This is a genomic window from Kineococcus deserti (assembly GCF_050871945.1).
GTDB lineage: Bacteria > Actinomycetota > Actinomycetes > Actinomycetales > Kineococcaceae > Kineococcus.
On sequence record NZ_JBJLSI010000026.1, the window covers coordinates 1 to 16,438 of the forward strand.

At 76.2% G+C, this 16,438-nt stretch carries 13 protein-coding genes and 1 pseudogene; 6 read left to right on the top strand and 8 right to left on the bottom strand.

All coding sequences use genetic code 11. From position 1 onward, the window contains the following. From ACRYR2_RS17865 to ACRYR2_RS17875, 3 genes and pseudogenes are all read right to left on the bottom strand, one after another. A pseudogene (locus ACRYR2_RS17865) lies at window positions 1–184 on the bottom strand (mannose-binding protein); the annotation flags it as partial. 45 nt (window positions 185–229) lie between these two features. After that, window positions 230–1,900 carry a DEAD/DEAH box helicase gene (locus tag ACRYR2_RS17870; RefSeq protein WP_432564251.1) on the bottom strand — a complete coding sequence of 557 codons (1,671 nt, stop codon included), beginning with the start codon at window positions 1,898–1,900 and terminating at the stop codon, window positions 230–232. Window positions 1,901–2,200: 300 nt separating this feature from the next. After that, window positions 2,201–2,425, bottom strand: coding sequence for a DUF3107 domain-containing protein (locus ACRYR2_RS17875; protein WP_432564252.1), 225 nt, complete (start codon window positions 2,423–2,425; stop codon window positions 2,201–2,203). A 171-nt stretch (window positions 2,426–2,596) separates the two neighbouring features. On the opposite strand from ACRYR2_RS17875, the gene ACRYR2_RS17880 reads away from it, so the two are divergent. Continuing rightward, window positions 2,597–3,388 (top strand): DUF3152 domain-containing protein, encoded by a 792-nt coding sequence (locus tag ACRYR2_RS17880; protein WP_432564253.1) that lies wholly within the window; start codon window positions 2,597–2,599, stop codon window positions 3,386–3,388. Window position 3,389: 1 nt separating this feature from the next. Here the strand turns inward: ACRYR2_RS17880 and ACRYR2_RS17885 are convergent, their stop codons facing one another. Further along, entirely contained in the window at window positions 3,390–3,860 is a 471-nt protein-coding gene (locus ACRYR2_RS17885) for a pyridoxamine 5'-phosphate oxidase family protein (RefSeq protein ID WP_432564254.1), read from the bottom strand. 67 nt (window positions 3,861–3,927) lie between these two features. Between ACRYR2_RS17885 and ACRYR2_RS17890 the strand changes: the two genes are divergently transcribed. The 4 genes from ACRYR2_RS17890 to ACRYR2_RS17905 are packed head-to-tail and all read left to right on the top strand — an operon-like array spanning window position 3,928 to window position 11,926. Beyond that, a complete protein-coding gene (locus ACRYR2_RS17890) occupies window positions 3,928–4,278 on the top strand; it encodes an MGMT family protein (RefSeq protein ID WP_432564255.1) in 351 nt (116 codons plus the stop codon). After that, entirely contained in the window at window positions 4,275–5,216 is a 942-nt protein-coding gene (locus ACRYR2_RS17895; RefSeq protein ID WP_432564256.1) for a methylenetetrahydrofolate reductase, read from the top strand. The genes ACRYR2_RS17890 and ACRYR2_RS17895 overlap by 4 nt, the downstream gene beginning before the upstream one ends. 27 nt (window positions 5,217–5,243) lie before the next feature. Next, window positions 5,244–8,609 carry an ATP-dependent helicase gene (locus ACRYR2_RS17900; protein ID WP_432564257.1) on the top strand — a complete coding sequence of 1,122 codons (3,366 nt, stop codon included), beginning with the start codon at window positions 5,244–5,246 and terminating at the stop codon, window positions 8,607–8,609. Continuing rightward, window positions 8,609–11,926: an ATP-dependent helicase gene (locus ACRYR2_RS17905; RefSeq protein ID WP_432564258.1), complete on the top strand. Its 3,318-nt coding sequence runs from the start codon at window positions 8,609–8,611 to the stop codon at window positions 11,924–11,926. Before ACRYR2_RS17900 ends, ACRYR2_RS17905 begins: the two co-directional genes overlap by 1 nt. Window positions 11,927–11,945: 19 nt before the next feature. Here the strand turns inward: ACRYR2_RS17905 and ACRYR2_RS17910 are convergent, their stop codons facing one another. Genes ACRYR2_RS17910 through ACRYR2_RS17920 form a run of 3 tightly spaced genes read right to left on the bottom strand, consistent with a single transcriptional unit; the run spans window position 11,946 to window position 14,791 of the window. Next, entirely contained in the window at window positions 11,946–13,058 is a 1,113-nt protein-coding gene (locus ACRYR2_RS17910; protein ID WP_432564259.1) for a TerD family protein, read from the bottom strand. Between the two features lie 42 nt (window positions 13,059–13,100). Next, window positions 13,101–13,871, bottom strand: coding sequence for an endonuclease/exonuclease/phosphatase family protein (locus ACRYR2_RS17915; protein WP_432564260.1), 771 nt, complete (start codon window positions 13,869–13,871; stop codon window positions 13,101–13,103). A gap of 5 nt (window positions 13,872–13,876) precedes the next feature. Further along, window positions 13,877–14,791 carry a macrolide 2'-phosphotransferase gene (locus tag ACRYR2_RS17920; protein ID WP_432564261.1) on the bottom strand — a complete coding sequence of 305 codons (915 nt, stop codon included), beginning with the start codon at window positions 14,789–14,791 and terminating at the stop codon, window positions 13,877–13,879. Window positions 14,792–14,832: 41 nt separating this feature from the next. Between ACRYR2_RS17920 and nudC the strand changes: the two genes are divergently transcribed. Beyond that, a complete protein-coding gene (gene nudC, locus ACRYR2_RS17925) occupies window positions 14,833–15,804 on the top strand; it encodes an NAD(+) diphosphatase (RefSeq protein ID WP_432564262.1) in 972 nt (323 codons plus the stop codon). A 4-nt stretch (window positions 15,805–15,808) separates the two neighbouring features. On the opposite strand, the gene ACRYR2_RS17930 is transcribed toward nudC, so the two are convergent. Continuing rightward, complete coding sequence (locus ACRYR2_RS17930; protein WP_432564263.1) at window positions 15,809–16,438, bottom strand: nucleoside/nucleotide kinase family protein; 630 nt, start codon at window positions 16,436–16,438, stop codon at window positions 15,809–15,811.

Below are 16,438 nucleotides of genomic sequence, written 5' to 3' on the forward strand. Positions count from 1 at the left end.
AGCACCCGTCCCCCGGGGGGGTGTGGCTACCCCCCACCGGCTTCGGGGCCGGGCGGGCGACCTCCAGGGGCGCCGGGGCGGGCACCCCGCCCGAGACGCTGGACGGTCCGGCGACCCGTGGTGCGTCGCCGGCGCTGTCGACGGTGACGTCGACGGTGGGAGGACCTCCGACGGTTGCGGTCACAGGGCCAGGGTGAGGTCCACCCCGGGTGATCGCAGCTCGGGAGCGTCAGTCGGTGACGGGTTCCGCGGTCGGCTCGGCGGAGGCCTCGGCGGTGGCGCCGGAGCGGGTGCGGCGTCGGCGACGCGGGCGCGTCGTGGTGCCGTCCTCGGCCGCCGTCTCGGGGGCCGTCTCGGGGGCCGCGGTCGGTTCGACGGCCGCGTCCTCCGTCGTTCCCTCACCGGCCGTGGCCGGGACCTCGACGCCGTTGCGGGTGCGCCGGCGCTGGCGGGAGCGCCGCGGCCGTTCCTCGCGAGGTTCCTCGACGAGCTCGTCGGCCTCCGCCGCCGCGGCGCGACCCGGGCCGCGCCTGGCGGTGGTCTCCTTGCGCGGGCGACGGCCCTTGGCGGCGCCGACCTCGCCGAGGTCCTCGACCTGCTCGGCCTCCAGCCCGGCGCGCGTGCGCTGGGTGCGGGGCAGTCGTCCGGTGGTGCCCTCGGGGATGCCGAGGTCCTCGGCCAGGTTCGGCGACGTCGAGTAGGTCTCCGGCGGCTCGCCGAAGCCCAGACCCAGGGCCTTGTCGATGAGCAGCCAGCGGTGGATCTCGTCCCAGTCCACGAAGGTCACCGCGACGCCGGTGTTGCCGGCGCGGCCCGTGCGGCCGATGCGGTGCAGGTAGGTCTTCTCGTCCTCGGGGCACTGGTAGTTCACGACGTGCGTGACGTCCTCGACGTCGATGCCGCGCGCGGCGACGTCGGTGGCGACCAGGACGTCGACCTTGCCGTGCCGGAACGCCCGCAGCGCCTGCTCACGCGCGCCCTGCCCGAGGTCGCCGTGGATGGCGGCCGCGGCGAAACCGCGCTCGGTGAGCTGCTCGGCGACCGAGGCGGCGGTGCGCTTGGTCCGGCTGAACACGATCGTCAGCCCGCGGTTGGTGGCCTGCAGCAGCCGCGCCAGGACCTCGATCTTGTCCATGGCGTGCGTGCGGTAGGCGAACTGCGTGATGGCCGCGACGGTCGCGCCGTCGTCGGTCGGGTCCACCGCGCGGATGTGGGTCGGCTGGCGCATGTAGGAGCGCGCCATCGCCACGACCGGGCCGGGCATCGTCGCCGAGAACAGCATCAGCTGACGGGCCGGGTTGGTCTGGGCCAGCAGGCGCTCGACGTCGGGCAGGAAGCCCAGGTCGAGCATCTCGTCGGCCTCGTCCAGGACGACGCACGTGACGTGCGACAGGTCCAGGTGCCGCTGCTGGGCCAGGTCGAGCAGCCGGCCGGGAGTGCCGACGACCACGTCGACGCCCTTGGTCAGCGCCTCGATCTGCGGTTCGTAGGCGCGGCCGCCGTAGACGGTGAGGATGCGGGCCTTGCGGATCCGGCTCGCGGTGGTGAGGTCGCCGGCCACCTGCACGGCCAGCTCGCGGGTCGGGACGATGACCAGCGCCTGCGGCTTGCCGGGCGCGGGCAGCTCGTCGTAGCCGGGGTCACCGGGGATCGTGGTGCGCTGCAGCAGCGGGACGCCGAAGCCCAGGGTCTTGCCGGTGCCGGTCTTGGCCTGGCCGATGATGTCGTGCCCGCTCAGCGCCACCGGCAGCGTCATCGCCTGGATGGGGAACGGGGTGGTGATGCCGGCGCCGGCCAGCGACTGGGCGATGCGGGGGTCGACGCCGTGGTCGGCGAAGGTGCCCAGGGGGGCGGTGTCGCCCGTGGTGTCGATCGTGTCGGTGGTGCTCGAGTCGGTCATGCGTCTCCCGGGATGGGGGGCGACGGCGGCCACGTCCGCGCGGTACCCGCGGCGGAGGCCCTGATCACGTCCGGAAGGGACGTCGGAGCCACCGGCGGGAAGATCGTCAGGCGGTGCGTGCGGCCGCGTCGCGGCAGTCGGCAGCCGATCGTGACTGGCGACCGGGCAACCATGAACTCGACCATGGTAACCGCGCGCACCGCGCAGTTGACGCCACGTCGTCCCGGGCGGGCGCGTGTCGAGGCGCGCGGGCGACGGCCGGTGGCGTTCCGGCCGCCCCCGCCCGAGGCGGGTCCGGGGTCAGGAGAGCCCGAAACCGACCTTGCGCACCTCCGAGGCGCCGATGTCGACGTAACCCAGCGTCGAGGCCGGGACGACGATCTTGCGGCCCTTGTCGTCGGTCAGGGACAGCACCGAGCCGCTGGTCAGCGCCTCGGCGACGGCCGCGGTGATCTCCTCGCCGGTCTGGGCCGACTCGAACACCAGCTCGCGTGCCACGTTCTGCACGCCGATCCGAACCTCCACCGCAGTCCCCTCCAGGGTTTCGCCCGATGTTGCTGTTGCGCGCGCGGCCGCCGGGGCGGCCCGCCCACCCACGCTAGTCGGCGGCCGGGCCGGACCGCGTTCCGGTTCGCCGCCAGCGGACGGCGGCACACCGCGTCGGGGCCTCGCGCAGGCCGGTGACATCCTGCCGGGGTGGCCGCCGCGCACCCCCGTCCCGCCCGTCGCACCCTCCTGCTGACGGGTCTGTCGGTGGTGGGGGTGCTGGCCGGGTGCACGGGTGGGCCGACGGAGGCGACGCCCAGCACCCCGACAGCCGGCACCCCGGCACCCGGCGGGTCGGCGACCACCCCGGCGGGGACGCCGACCGCCACGGTGGTCACCCCCACGACCCCGCCGCTGCCGCCGGGGCTGACCGCGGCGGACGTGGCCGCCGGTGTCCTGCGCCGCGAGGTCCCGCAGTCCGGCGGGGGAGCGCTCACCGTCGTCCCCGGCACCAGCCCGGCCCCGGCCTCCGCCCGCGTGCGCACCGTCCGGGTCGAGGTCGAGCAGGACCTCCTCGACGCCGGCGTCCTGGACCCCGTCGCCTTCGCCGACTTCGCCCTCGCCGTGCTGAACGACCCGCGCAGCTGGGGAGCCGGCGGCACCATGAGCTTCGCGCGCACCGACGGCGAAGCCGAGATGCGGCTGGTGGTGGCGACGCCGGACACGTCGGCGGCGCTGTGCCGGCCGCTGCGGACGATGGGCACCCTGTCGTGCCGCAACGGCGACGCCGCGATCCTCACCTGGTACCGCTGGGTCGAGGCGATCGAGGACTACGGCGAGGACCGGACCGGCTACCGGCAGTACGTCGTCAACCACGAGATCGGTCACGCCCTCGGCCACGGGCACGACCCGAACCCGGGGCCCGGGCAGCTCGCCCCCGTGATGATGCAGCAGACGAAGGGACTGGACGGGGCGCTGCCCAACCCCTGGCCCCACCCCTGACTCACCGGTGGTCGGTGAGCAGCCCGCGCCCCGGCCGCAGCGTGCGGATCCGCAACCGCTCGCCGTCCAGGTCGGTCAGCACCACCGACGTCAGCAGCAGGCGGAACAGCAGGAACGGGGTGGGCGGCTGCCGGTCGGCGGTGTAGTCGGCCAGGACCGCCTCGTCGAGGACCTCCTCGGCGATCCCGGCGACCTTCGCGTCCCCGCCGGTCATCGACCCGTCCCCGGTGTGCGCGTGCAGCGCGAACCGCGGGTCCCGGCGCAGGTCGGCGGCCTTGCGGGCCCGGACCATCGAGCCCAGCACCAGGTCCCCGCGCCACGGGTCGACCTCCGTCCCCGACACGCGCGGCGAGCCGTCCCGGGTCAGCGTCGCCAGCACGTGGTGCCGCCCGGCTCGGAAGCGGGCCAGCACGGCCGCGGCGAAGTCGGGTTCGCTCTCCTCGACGTCGATCCAGCGCCAGGGGCTCGTCATGACGTCACCCTGCACCGCGGGTCCGACACGACGCCGGGCCGCACCGCCGTCGTGGCAGGCTCCCGGCGTGGAACCGCGACTGCCCGAACGCGCCGAGGAGGTCCTCGAGGTCGTGCACGCGATCCCCCCAGGACGTGTCCTGACCTACGGCGACGTCGGCGCCCGGGTCGGCGACCGCGGCCCCCGGTTCGTCGGGAACGTGCTGCGGCGCTTCGGGTCCGGTGCGCCCTGGTGGCGCGTGCTGCGCGCCGACGGCAGCGCCCCGGAGCCGCTGGCCGGCGAGGCCCTCGCCCGCTGGCGCGCCGAGGGGACCCCGCTGCGCCGGCTGGCGCACGCAGCGGTGGACGTGCGCGTGGACCTGGCGCGGGCGCGCTGGGACGCGGGGGAGTGGACGGCGCCGTGGGAGGAGGGCCGGTGAGCCTGCTCCAGGACCTGCGCACCGCGCGACGCCGGTTCTCGGTCGAGTTCTCCCCGGCGCACGACGAGACGACCGCGCAGCGGCAGTGGCGCGCGGTGCGCCGGCTCGAACAGCTCGGCCCGGTGTTCGCCTCGGTCACCTACGGCGCCGGCGGCGGCAGCCGGGAGGGCACCGTCGAGCTGGCCACCCGCATCGCCCGGCAGACCACCGTCCGCCCGGTCGCGCACCTGACGGCCGTCGGGCAGCCCGCCGCACAGCTGGCGGGTGTCGTGGACGACCTGCTGGCCGGCGGGGTGCGGGACGTGCTGGCCCTGCGCGGCGACCCGCACGGCGATCCCCACGCGCCGTGGGAACCGCACCCGCAGGGCTTCGAGCACGCCGACCAGCTGGTCCGGCTGGCCCTGGACCGGGGCGCCGAGGGCGTCGGCGTGGCCGCCTTCCCGCTGGGACACCCCGAGTCGCCGGACCTGGACACCGACCTGCGGCACCTGCTGGGCAAGTTCCGCGCCGGGGCGGGGTTCGCGATCGCCCAGCTCACCTTCGACGTCGAGGACTTCCTGCGGCTGCGCGACCGGCTGGCCGCCGCCGGCTGCGGCGTACCGGTCGTGCCGGGGCTGCTGCCGGTGACCAGCCCGCGGGTCCTGGAGGTCACCCGGCGGCTGACCTCCGGGCACGAGCCGTCCTGGCTGCACCGGCGGCTGGACCCGTTCCTGGACGACCGGGGCGCCTTCCGCGAGGAGGGCGTGCGGGTGGCCGTCGAGGACGGGCGCCGGCTGCTGGCCGAGGGCGTCGAGGTCCTGCACCTGTACTCCCTCAACGCGGCCTCCAACGTCGAGACCCTGGTGGCTGAGCTCGGGCTCGCCGCACCGCGGGAGCGGGACGTGCCAGACGGGCCGGACGGTCCGGACGGGTCGTGTCGGAGCCGTGTGGTCCCCTAGCTCCTGTCGGTCGTGGAGGGGGCACGCTTGTTGCGGGAACAGCAGGACGGTTCGGCGGCGCACGCCGGTGGCGGTGAGGGCGCCCACCGCGTCCAGGTGCCGCGGCTGCGCCGGGTCGCCGTCGCCGGACGTGCTGCGCTGCAGCCCGACCCGCAGCAGGACGCGGTCCTGGCGACGCGGCCCGGCAGCGGCCCGCTCGTCGTCCTGGGCGCTCCGGGGTCCGGCCGCACCCGCACCCTGCGCGACCTCGTGGCCACCCGCGTGGACCGCGACGGCCTGGACCCCGACCGCGTCCTGGTGCTGGCCCCGACCCGCCGCGCGGCCGACCTGCTGCGCGACGACCTGTCCGACCGGATGCGCCGCACGACGGGCCAGCCCGCGGCCCGCACCCCGCAGTCCTACGCCTTCGGCGTGCTGCGCGCCGTGCACGTGCGCGAGGGGATCGCCCCGCCGCGGCTGATCTCCGGCGCCGAGCAGGACGCGATCCTGGCCGACCTGCTGCGCGGGCACCTGGCCGTGGCGGACGCCGACCCGGCGCAGGAGGGGCCCGAGGAGCTGTTCGACCTCGAGCCCGGGGGGCTGTTCACGCCCACCGGCGCCCTGCAGGCGCCGCCGTGGCCCGACGGCGTCCCCTCCGACGCCTGGGGCCTGCGCAGCTTCCGCAACGAGCTGCGCGACCTGCTGATGCGCGCGGTCGAGCGCGGCCTGCGGGCCGAGGACCTCGCCGCGCTGGGTCGGCGGGAGAACCGGCCGGAGTGGGTGGCGGGCGCGGCGGTGCTGGAGGAGTACCTGCGGGTCAACGCCCTGGCCCGCTTCGAGTCCTACGACCCGGCCGCGGTCCTGGACGAGGCCGTCAACGCCCTGCGCGGCGACGCCGACCTGCTCGCGGCCGAACGCGGCCGCTGGGACCTGGTCGCCGTCGACGACGCGCACGACCTGTCCGAGGCCGGGCTCCGGCTCCTGCAGACCGTCGCCGGCGGACGCGACCTCGTCCTGACCACCGACCCCGACAGCGTCACGCAGGGCTTCCGCGGGGCCGACGCCCGCACGGCCGCCACGCTCGCCGACCGGTTCGGCACCCGCGCCGGCACCCCCGCGCCGACGGTCGTCCTCGGCACCGACCACCGCCAGCGGCCGCAGCTGCTCGCTGTGACCCGTGCGGTCTCGCGGCGCATCGGTGCCCTGGGCGGGGCCCGCCAGCGCGCGGCCGGTGCCACCCGCGAGGGGCAGGGGCACGTCGAGGTCGCCGTGCTGGGATCACCGACGCAGGAGGCCACCTGGGTCGCCCAGCGGTTGCGCCGCCGGCACCTGCTCGACGGGGTGCCGTGGTCGCGGATGGCCGTCGTCGTCCGCTCCGCCGGGCACACCGCCGCGCTGCGCCGCGCGCTGACCCACGCCGGCGTGCCCCTGGCGGTGCCGCTGGCCGAGGTCCCCGTGCGCGACGAACCGGCCGTCCGCCCGCTGCTGGCCGCGCTGGCCGCCGTGCTGGACCCGGCCGTGCTCGACGACGCCCTGGCCCGCGACCTGGTGACCTCCCCGGTCGGCGGGGCCGACGTCGTCGCGCTGCGCCGGCTGCGGCAGTCGTTGCGCCGCAGCGAGCTCGAGGCCGGCGGCGGCCGCAGCAGCGACGTCGTGCTCACCTCTGCGCTGGCCCGGGTGCTGGCCGACCCCGACGCCGAACCCGCCGGCGACCTGCTCCTGCTGGACGCCGAGGACCCGACGACGCTGCCCGCCGTCCGCGTCGCCGCCGTCCTGCGGGCCGGCCGGCGGGCGGCGCTGACCACCGACGCCGACGCCGAGACGGTGCTGTGGGCGGTCTGGAACGCCACCGGGCTGGCCGCGCGCTGGCAGCGCTCGGCGCTGGCCGGGGCCGGTCTGGAGGGCGCCGACGCCGGACGCGCCGACCGCGACCTCGACGCCGTGCTGGCCCTGTTCGAGGCCGCCGGCCGCTTCGTCGACCGCTTCCCCGGCGCCGGCAGCGCCGAGCGGTTCCTCGAGCAGCTCATGGCGGCCGAGGTGCCCTCCGACACCCTCGCCGACCGCGCACCCGACGCCGGCGCCGTCACCCTGACGACCCCGCAGGGGGCCGTCGGGCGCGAGTGGGACCTCGTCGTGGTCGCCGGGGTGCAGGAGGGGGTGTGGCCGGACCTGCGGCTGCGCGGTTCGGTGCTCGGCGCGCAGGCGCTCGTCGACGTCCTCGAAGGCCGCGACAGCGACGGTCCCGGCGCCCGACGCGCGGTGCTGGAGGACGAACTGCGACTGTTCCACGTCGCCGTCTCCCGCGCGCGCGACGAGCTCGTCGTCACCGCCGTGCGGACCGAGGACGAGCGCCCGTCCGCCTTCGTCGACCTCGTCGCCGACGCGGCCGGCCTCGGCGGTGCCGACGAGGAGGAACGTCCGCTGGCCGACGTTCCGCGGGCGGTGTCGCTGCCGGCGCTGGTGGCCCGGTTGCGGCAGGTCGTCTGCGCGCCCGCGAGCGTCGAGACCCCCGCGCGCCGGGCGGCCGCGGCCGCCCGCCTGGCCCAGCTGGCCCGCGCCGGGGTGCCCGGCGCCGATCCGGCCGACTGGTACGGCGTCGACGACCTGACCGACGACGGTCCGCTGCGCGAGGCCGGCGAGGAGGTCGCGGTCTCCCCGTCCCGGGTCGAGAGCTTCGAGCGCTGCGGGCTGCGCTGGCTGCTGGAGAGCTCCGGTGCCCGGGCCGGCGACTCCACGAGCCAGTCGATCGGGAACCTGGTGCACCGCATCGCCTCCGAAGCCCCCGAGGCCGACGCCTTCGAGCTGCGCCGTCGGCTGGACGTGCTGTGGCCGACCCTGGGGCTGCCCGACGGCTGGGTCGCCGACACCGCCCGCGCCCGCGCCGACCGGATGGTCGACAAGCTCGCCGAGTACTACCGCGAGGCCCGCCGCGAGGGCCGGACGCTGGACGGGGTGGAACTCGACGTCGACGTGCGGATCGGCCGGGCCCGCATCCGCGGCCGCGTCGACCGGCTCGAGCGCGACGCGCAGGGGCGGCCCGTCATCGTCGACCTCAAGACGGGCAAGACCCAGCCGTCCAAGGCCGACCTGGCCCGGCTGCCCCAGCTGGGCGTGTACCAGCTGGCCGCTCAGGAGGGCGCGTTCCACACCGCCGGCCCGGCGACCGGCTCCGGCGGCGCGGCGCTGGTCCAGCTGGGCGGGGCGCAGAAGAAGGCGCCCGTCCAGCACCAGGTGGCGCTGGACGAGGACGAGGACCCGGGCTGGGCGCGCGACCTCGTCGAGCGCACGGCCGAAGGGATGGCCGCCGGCACGTTCGAGGCCGTCACCGGCCCGCACTGCGGGTACTGCCCGGTGTTCAGCTCCTGTCCGGCGCAGGACGCCGGGCGCAGCGTCGTCGAGGAAGGTGGCCGGTGATGCTGTCCGCGCTCCAGATCGCCGAACGGCTCGGCCGGCCCTCGCCGACCCCCGAGCAGGTCGCGGTCATCGAGGCCCCCGTCGAGCCGATGCTCGTCGTCGCCGGTGCGGGCTCGGGCAAGACCGAGACGATGTCCTCGCGCGTGGTGTGGCTCGTGGCGAACGGCCTGGTCGCACCCGAGGACGTGCGGGGGCTGACGTTCACGCGCAAGGCGGCCGGGGAACTGGCCGAACGCGTGCGGCGCCGCCTGCGGTCGCTGCGCGCCCACGGGTTGGGGCCCTCGACCGGTGACGAGCTGGGCGAGGGTGAACCCGTCGTCTCGACGTACCACGCCTACGCGGCCTCGCTGGTCGTCGACCACGGGCTGCGGCTGGGCGTCGAACCGCAGTCGACGGTGCTGTCGGACGCCGGCGCCTGGCAGCTGGCCTCGGAGGTCGTCGAGAGCTGGCGCGGGGACCTGCCCGGCGTCGAGGCCGCGCCCTCGACGCTGGCCGCGGCGCTGCTGCAGCTGGCGGGGGAGTGCGCCGAGCACCTCGTCGACGCCGACGACGTCGTGGACTTCGTCGACGGCCTCGCGGCGTACGTGCGGACGCTGCCCAAGGACGACAAGAGCATCGCCAGGTACGGCGCCGGGGTCCCGGGGGAGCCGTACGCCAAGGTCGCCGCGATCCTCGGGGTGCAGCAGGCCCGCAAGCAGGTCGTCCCGCTGCTGCGCGAGTACCAGCGCCGCAAGCAGCAGGCCGAGCAGCTCGACTTCGGCGACCAGGTCCTCCTCGCCGCCCGGCTGGCCCGGGAGGTCCCCGCCGTTCCGGAGACCGAACGCGCGAAGCACCGCATCGTGCTGCTCGACGAGTACCAGGACACCAGCTACGCCCAGCTGGCGCTGCTGCGCTCGCTGTTCGGCGACGGCCACCCCGTCACGGCCGTCGGCGACCCGCACCAGTCCATCTACGGCTGGCGCGGGGCCAGCGCCGGCAACCTCGTGAGCTTCCCCGCGCACTTCCGCCGCGCCGACGGCACCCCCGCGCCGCAGCTGCCGCTGGCCACCAGCTGGCGCAACGACGAGGGGATCCTCGCCGCGGCCAACGTCGCGGCGGCCCCGTTGAACGCGACGCTGGAGGCGGGCACCGTCGCCGTCCTGCGTCCCCGGCCGGGTGCCGGCACGGGCCGGGTGCGCACGTCGTTCGCCAGCACCGTCGAGGAGGAGGCCGCCGAGGTCGCCGCCCGGCTGGCCGAGGTGTGGCGCGCCGACTCCGAACGCCTGGCCGTCCAGCGTGGCGTCCCCGGCGCCGACCCCGAGCCACGCCGCACGGCGGCGGTGCTGTGCCGCAAGCGCTCGCAGTTCGTCGTGCTCCAGCGCGCCCTGCGCGAGGCGGGCCTGCCCGTGGAGGTCGTCGGTCTGGGCGGGCTGCTGTCCACGCCGGAGGTCGCCGACGTCGTCGCGACCCTGCACGTCCTGCACGACCCCGGCCGCGGTGACCACCTCGCCCGGCTCCTGACGGGGGCACGGTGGCGGCTGGGCGCGCGCGACGTGGCGGCCCTGGGGGTGTGGGCGCGGCAGCTGCAGCGCAGGCGCAGCCACCAGGCCGAGACCGAGCTGGACCCCGTGGACACCGTCGTGCTGCCCGACGAGGTCGAGTCGGTGAGCCTGGTCGAGGCGCTCGACGAGCTGCCCCCGGGCGGCTGGACCGGACCCGACGGCCGGGGGCTGTCGGCGCAGGCGCACCGTCGGCTGTCCCGGTTGGCGGCCACGCTGCGCCGGTTGCGCACCCGCACCCACCTGCCGGTCGCCGACCTGGTCGGTGAGGTCGAGCGTGCCCTGCTGCTCGACGTCGAGGTCGCCGCCCGGCCCGGCAGTTCCCCCTCGTTCGAGCGCAGCAACCTCGACGCCCTCGCCGACGCCGCCGCGTCGTTCTCGGCGAGTTCGCAGCGGCCGGGGCTGGGCGGGTTCCTGTCCTGGCTCGACGCCGCCGAGGTGCGCGAGCGCGGGCTGGAACCGGGGGCCTCCGACGTCTCGACCGATGCCGTGCAGCTGCTGACGGTCCACGCCAGCAAGGGGCTGGAGTGGGACGTCGTGGCGGTTCCGGGCCTGGTGGAGAAGAGCTTCCCCGCCGGGGGCGACACCGACTCGGGCTGGATCGGCGGGACCGGTTCCCTCGGCGTGCTGCCGTACCCGTTGCGCGGGGACCGTTCCAGCCTGCCGCACTTCGCCGTCGAGCGCGCCGCGACGCAGAAGGAGCTGAACGAGGCCCGCGAGGAGTTCCTGCTGGCCTGCGGGGAGCACCAGCTGGCCGAGGAGCGGCGGCTGGCCTACGTGGCGTTCACCCGGGCGAAGGAGGAACTGCTGCTGTCCGGGGCGTACTGGGACGAGGCGACGAAACCCCGGCAGCCGTCGCGGTTCCTGCTCGAGGTCCTCGAGGCGCCGCCGGGGGCGGTCCCCGGGCTGGTGTCGCTGCCGCCGGCCGACCCGCCCGCACCGGACGCGGTGAACCCGCGGACGGCGAACCCGCAGCGTGTGGTGTGGCCCGTCGACCCGCTGGCCTCCCGGCGCACCGAGGTCGACGCCGGTGCGGCGCTGGTCCGCGCCGCGCTGGCCACGGAGGCCACCGCGCAGGACGCCGACGAGGAGGCGCGGGCCTGGGCCGAGCAGACCGACCTCCTGCTCGCCGAACGCGCCGCGGCCCGCCAGGCCCCGGGCGTCCTGCTGCCCGCGCACCTGTCGGCCTCACGGCTGGTGTCCCTGGCCCAGGACCCCGACGCCCTGGCCCTGCAGCTGCGCCGGCCGGTGCCGCTGGAACCGCGCCCGGCGACCCGGCGCGGGACGGCGTTCCACGCCTGGCTGGAGCAGCGGTTCACCGCCAGTTCGCTGCTGGACCTGGTCGACCTGCCGGGCTCGGCCGACGAGGACGCCGCCGACGACGCGGAACTGGCTGCGCTGCAACGGCGGTACCTCGCCTCGGAGTGGGCCTCGCGGGATCCGGTCGCCGTCGAGGTGTCCGTGGAGACCCCCGTGGCCGACCTGGTGGTCCGCGGCCGGATCGACGCGGTGTTCGCCGCCACCGGGCCGGACGGACGCACCCGGTGGGACGTCGTGGACTGGAAGACGGGCCGGCCGCCGGAGGGTGTGGGCGCCCGCGCCCGCGACGTGCAGCTCGCCGTCTACCGGCTGGCATGGTCGCGCTGGCGCGGGGTCCCGCTGGCCGACGTCAGCGCCGCGTTCTTCTACGCCTCCACGGGGGAGACGGTGCGGCCGGTGGACCTGTTCGACGCCGGTGACCTCGAGCGGCTGGTGCTGTCGGTACCGGTGGTGGGCTGATCGATCGGGGGCAGCCCGGTCAGTCGTCCTGGGACTTGAACTCCACCGGCCCGGCGCCCATCTCGATCCGGCCGTCGGCGTGCAGCAGCGGCCGGGCCTCGGTGGTCTGGTGCCCGTAGTCCTCCACCTGCTGCACGCGCACGCCGTCGTCCCCGAAGGACAGCAGGGCGATGGCCACCCAGTACTTCTCGGAGTCGTCGAACAGCGGCACCGTGACGCGTGAGCCGGAACCGTCGTCCACCACGGCCCGGGCCCCGTAGCTCTTGAACGACCCGGTGCCGTTCTCGACCGCCGAGTAGGCGCAGATGAGGACGTGGGCCAGCCGGTCGGCGCGGGTGATCTCGACCGTCTCGCGCCCGGGCGTGGTGGAGTCGCCCCGCAGGCGCACGAAGGGCGGCCCGTCGAGCGAGCCCAGGTCGCGGTAGTAGACGGCGCCGGTGCGGCCCTCGCGGTCGGCCCACAGGGCGTACAGGTCCAGGTCGGCGCCCCGCTGCCGGCGGGCGGCCGACCCGCCGTCCCACTTCAGATCGACGCGGAAGACGGTGCCGCCGGCCTGCTCGCGCTTGGAGAGGTCCAGCGGGATCACCGCCGACCCCCTCTTGGTCAGCTCCACCGCGCCCAGCGGCTCCTTGCCCAGGTTCAGCGCGGGAGCCGGGGCGGGCTCGTCCTCGACGTCCACCCCGAAGTCGGTCGCCAGCCCGGCCAGGCCGTCGTCGTAGCCCTGCCCGACAGCGCGGACCTTCCACCCACCGCCACGCTGGTAGAGCTCGGCGAGGACGGCCACGGTCTGGGTGCTCAGGCCCGCGGGCGCGAACCGCGCCTCCCCACCGTCGTGCTCGACCGTGAGGGTCACCGTCGTTCCGGCGAAGGTGGCGCCGGGCTCCTGCGGGCTCACGGCCAGGACGACCCTGACCGCCCCGGGGCGCAGCGCGCTCAGGTCCAGGTGCGCGGTGGTGCCCTCGAGCCGGACGCCGGGTGCCGTGGGCTGGTTGAAGAAGACCATGTCGGCGTCCCCGGCGACCTTCCCGTCGGCGCCGACCACCAGGGCGGTCAGGTCCACGGGCCCGGTGACGCGGGCCAGCACGCGGTGCCCGGCCAGGGGAGCGTTGGCGCCGTCGCTGAGGGTGATCACCCTTCTGTCCTACCGCACACCCGGTCGCGGTGGGCGCAGGAGTCAGAACTGCAGGTCCACCACGACCGCCCGGTGGTCGCTGCCGCCGACGCGCTCGATGCGGCCCTCGATCCGCACCGAGGCCGGCAGCCCGTCGGCGAGGGCGTGGTCGAGCTGCACCCGGGGCGCGGGCGAGGGGAACGTCGGCCCGGTCACGAGCGGGCGCCACGGCAGGACGCGGCGCACCACGCCCGGCGGCAGGTTCAGGTCCCCGAGCAGGACCAGCGGGCGGGGCAGCGTGCGGGCGAACTCCTGCACCCGGCGCAGTTGCCAGCCGGCCTGCCAGGGGGTGAAGGACAGGTGGGTGCCCAGGACGCTCACCGGCCCGGCGGGGGTGGCCAGGACGGTCGCGACGACGGCGCGCGGTTCGTCGGGGATCCAGCGCAGTCCGCTGCCGGGGACGAACACCGGCAACCGGCCGCGACCGGCGGGCATCCGGAACTGCCGGAACCGGTCCGAGGAGCCCCGCACCAGCAGGGCGATGCCGTAGGAGGGTTCGTCGGGGTCGGTGCGGTGCGCCTCCCGGACCCCCTGCGCCTCACCGGGCGTGCCGTGGACGGTGGCGACGAAGGACCCCCGCATCCCCAGGCGGCGGGCGAGCCGGGCGGTCTGGTCCAGGCCGTCGCTGCGGGGCAGCAGGTGGTCGACCTCCTGCACGGCGACGACGTCCGCCGCCAGCCCGGCCACGGCGTCGGCGAGGGCGTCGACGTCGATGCGGCCGGTGCTCAGGTCACGGCCGGAGGAGGCGTTGAGGGAGACCAGGCGCAGTCGCACGGGCCTCAGACCAGGGGTGTCGAGTCGGCGTGGGTGGCCAGTTCGTCGAGCATGCGGCGGGCGTCCTCGACGATCTCGGGGTCCTCGATCCGCAGGCCCAGCAGCAGCCAGCGCGCCAGCGCGAGCTCACCGGCCAGCCGGGCCCGCATCAGCAGGTCGGGGTCCGGGGGTTCGCGCCGGGCGTTCGCGTACGCCTCGAGGACCGACTCCAGCGCGTCGGGGTCGGCGCCGACGGCCAGCCAGGCGAAGTCGTCGGCCGGATCGGCGATCTTGGCGTCGACCCAGCCGGTGATGCCGGTGAGCCGGTCGCCGTCGGTGCGCACGTGCTCGCCGACGAGGTCGCCGTGCACGGGGGTGGCCGCGAACCGCCAGTGGGTGACGTCCTCCATGAGGGCCTCCCACCGCGTCAGCAGCCGCGGCGGGACGTGCCCGGTGGCCGCGGCCCGGTCCAGCTCGGACAGCCGGCGCCGGCGGTACTCCTCGGCGTCGTACACGGGGACCCCCGCGTCGCTGAAGACGCCGGCGTCGATCTCGTGCAGCGCAGCCAGACCGGCTCCCACCGAGGCAGCCAGGCCGGGACCGGGCCGCAGGTCGGCGGGGTCCAGCGGGGACCCGGGCAGTTCGGGGTGCACGACGCACCGGCCGCCCTCGGGCAGCGCCAGCGTCCCCGAGGGTTCGGGCACGGCGAAGGGCAGCGGGTCGAGCAGGCCCTTGAGCAGTTCCACCTCGGCGTCCAGCGCGGCGGCCGCCGCGGCCCGGCGCGGGGTGCGCACGACGTACCGCCCACCCTCGCGGCTGACCACGACGGCGACGTCGAAGTCCGCCCCGTCGGCCTCGGCCGGGCCCGTCGCCACGACGTCCAGGCCTCGCACGGCGGCGGTGGCGAGGGCGGCGAGGACACGGGGTGAGCGAACGGGCACGCCCCCACGGTATTGCGCGCGGCGCTGCATAGGGTGCAGGTGTGAGCTCCGTGCCCCTCCCGAGTCCTCCGCTGCGCGACCTCGCGCTGTCCCGCCAGCACATCGACCGGGCCGGGGTGAACCGGGTCCCCCCGGCCGCGCTGGCGCAGATGTGGGAGTCGCCGGACACCCGGGTCCTGCAGGTGCACGCCGGCCGGGCCCCGGTCGTGCAGACCCCCCAGGGCCTGCAGTTGGTGCTGCGCGCCCCGGCCGAGGTCCCGGCCCCGGGCCCGGACGACCTGCAGCTCTACCTCGGCGTCGACGACGGCGTGCACCACGTCGCGGTCGTCTCGGCGGAGAGCGAACCCGAGACCGCCGACGGCTCGGCCGGCGGCGAGGAGTGGCGCGGTCTGCGCGAGGTGGGTGAGGAACTGTCCGACCGCGACGCCGGGCTGTTCACCGAGGCGCTGTCGATGGGCAACTGGCACGCCGTGACCCGGTTCTCCCCGCGCACCGGGGAACCGCTGACCGCGACGACGTCCGGCTGGGTCAAGGTCGAGCCCGACGGCAAGGAGCACTTCCCGCGCACCGACGCCGCGGTCATCATGGCGATCATCTCCCCCGACGACCGGTTGCTGCTGGGCCACCAGCCGATCTGGCCGGCGAACCGCTACTCCGTCCTGGCGGGTTTCGTCGAGCCCGGGGAGTGCTTCGAGGACACCGTGCGCCGGGAGGCCTTCGAGGAGGCCGGCGTCGTCATCGGCTCCGACGCCGAGGACGTGCGGTACCTGGGCAGCCAGCCCTGGCCGTTCCCGGCCAGCCTCATGGTGGGCTTCGCCGCCCGCGCGGTGACGACGGAGATCAAGGTCGACGGCGACGAGATCGCCCTGGCCCGCTGGTTCTCCCGCGAGGAACTGGCCGAGGAACTGCGCACGGGCGGGGTCCTGCCGCCGCCGGGGGTGTCGATCGCGCGCCGGCTCATCGAGGCCTGGTACGGCGGGCCGTTGCCCGTCCAGGACCAGCCCTGGGTGTGATCCGCTACTCCTGCACCAGTTCCGCGGGGTGTCGCGGGTCCTCGCAGCGCAGCACCACCGCGGCGGCCTCGACCGGTTCGTCCTGCTCCAGGTAGCGGTGCCACCCGCCGAGGACCCGGTCGGCGTCCTGCGCCGGCACCCGCCGGCGCACGGCGGCGTCGGACGTCGTGAGGTGGACGACGGCGTCGAAACCCCACCGCAGGGCGTTCGTCAGCAGGAACGAGCCGGCGAGGACGAGCACCGCGTCGTCGGGGACCTCCTGGCGCCGCGCCCGCGAGGCGCGGTCGGTCGCCGGGTCGTACAGCGAGGGCACCCACCAGCGGCTGGTGGGTCCACCCAGCGGCTCGAGCACCTCCCGGTATAGGCCGGGCACGTCCAGCCAGGTGCCGTAGTAGGACTCCGGGTCGTCGCGGCCGAACTCGTAGCGCAGCGAGCGTGGCCGCCAGAACCCCTGCCAGGACGCGACCAGGACCGGGCGGGCCCGTTCGCGCAGCGCGGCGAGGAGGTGGTCGGCGTACCAGGTGGTGTCCGCCTCGACCGCGCCGTCGACCCCGACGCGGGCCCCGGGCGGCAACGACGCGGCCCACCGGTCGGCGAACTCGCGCGGGCCGGTGGGCCGGTAGGTGGTGCTCAA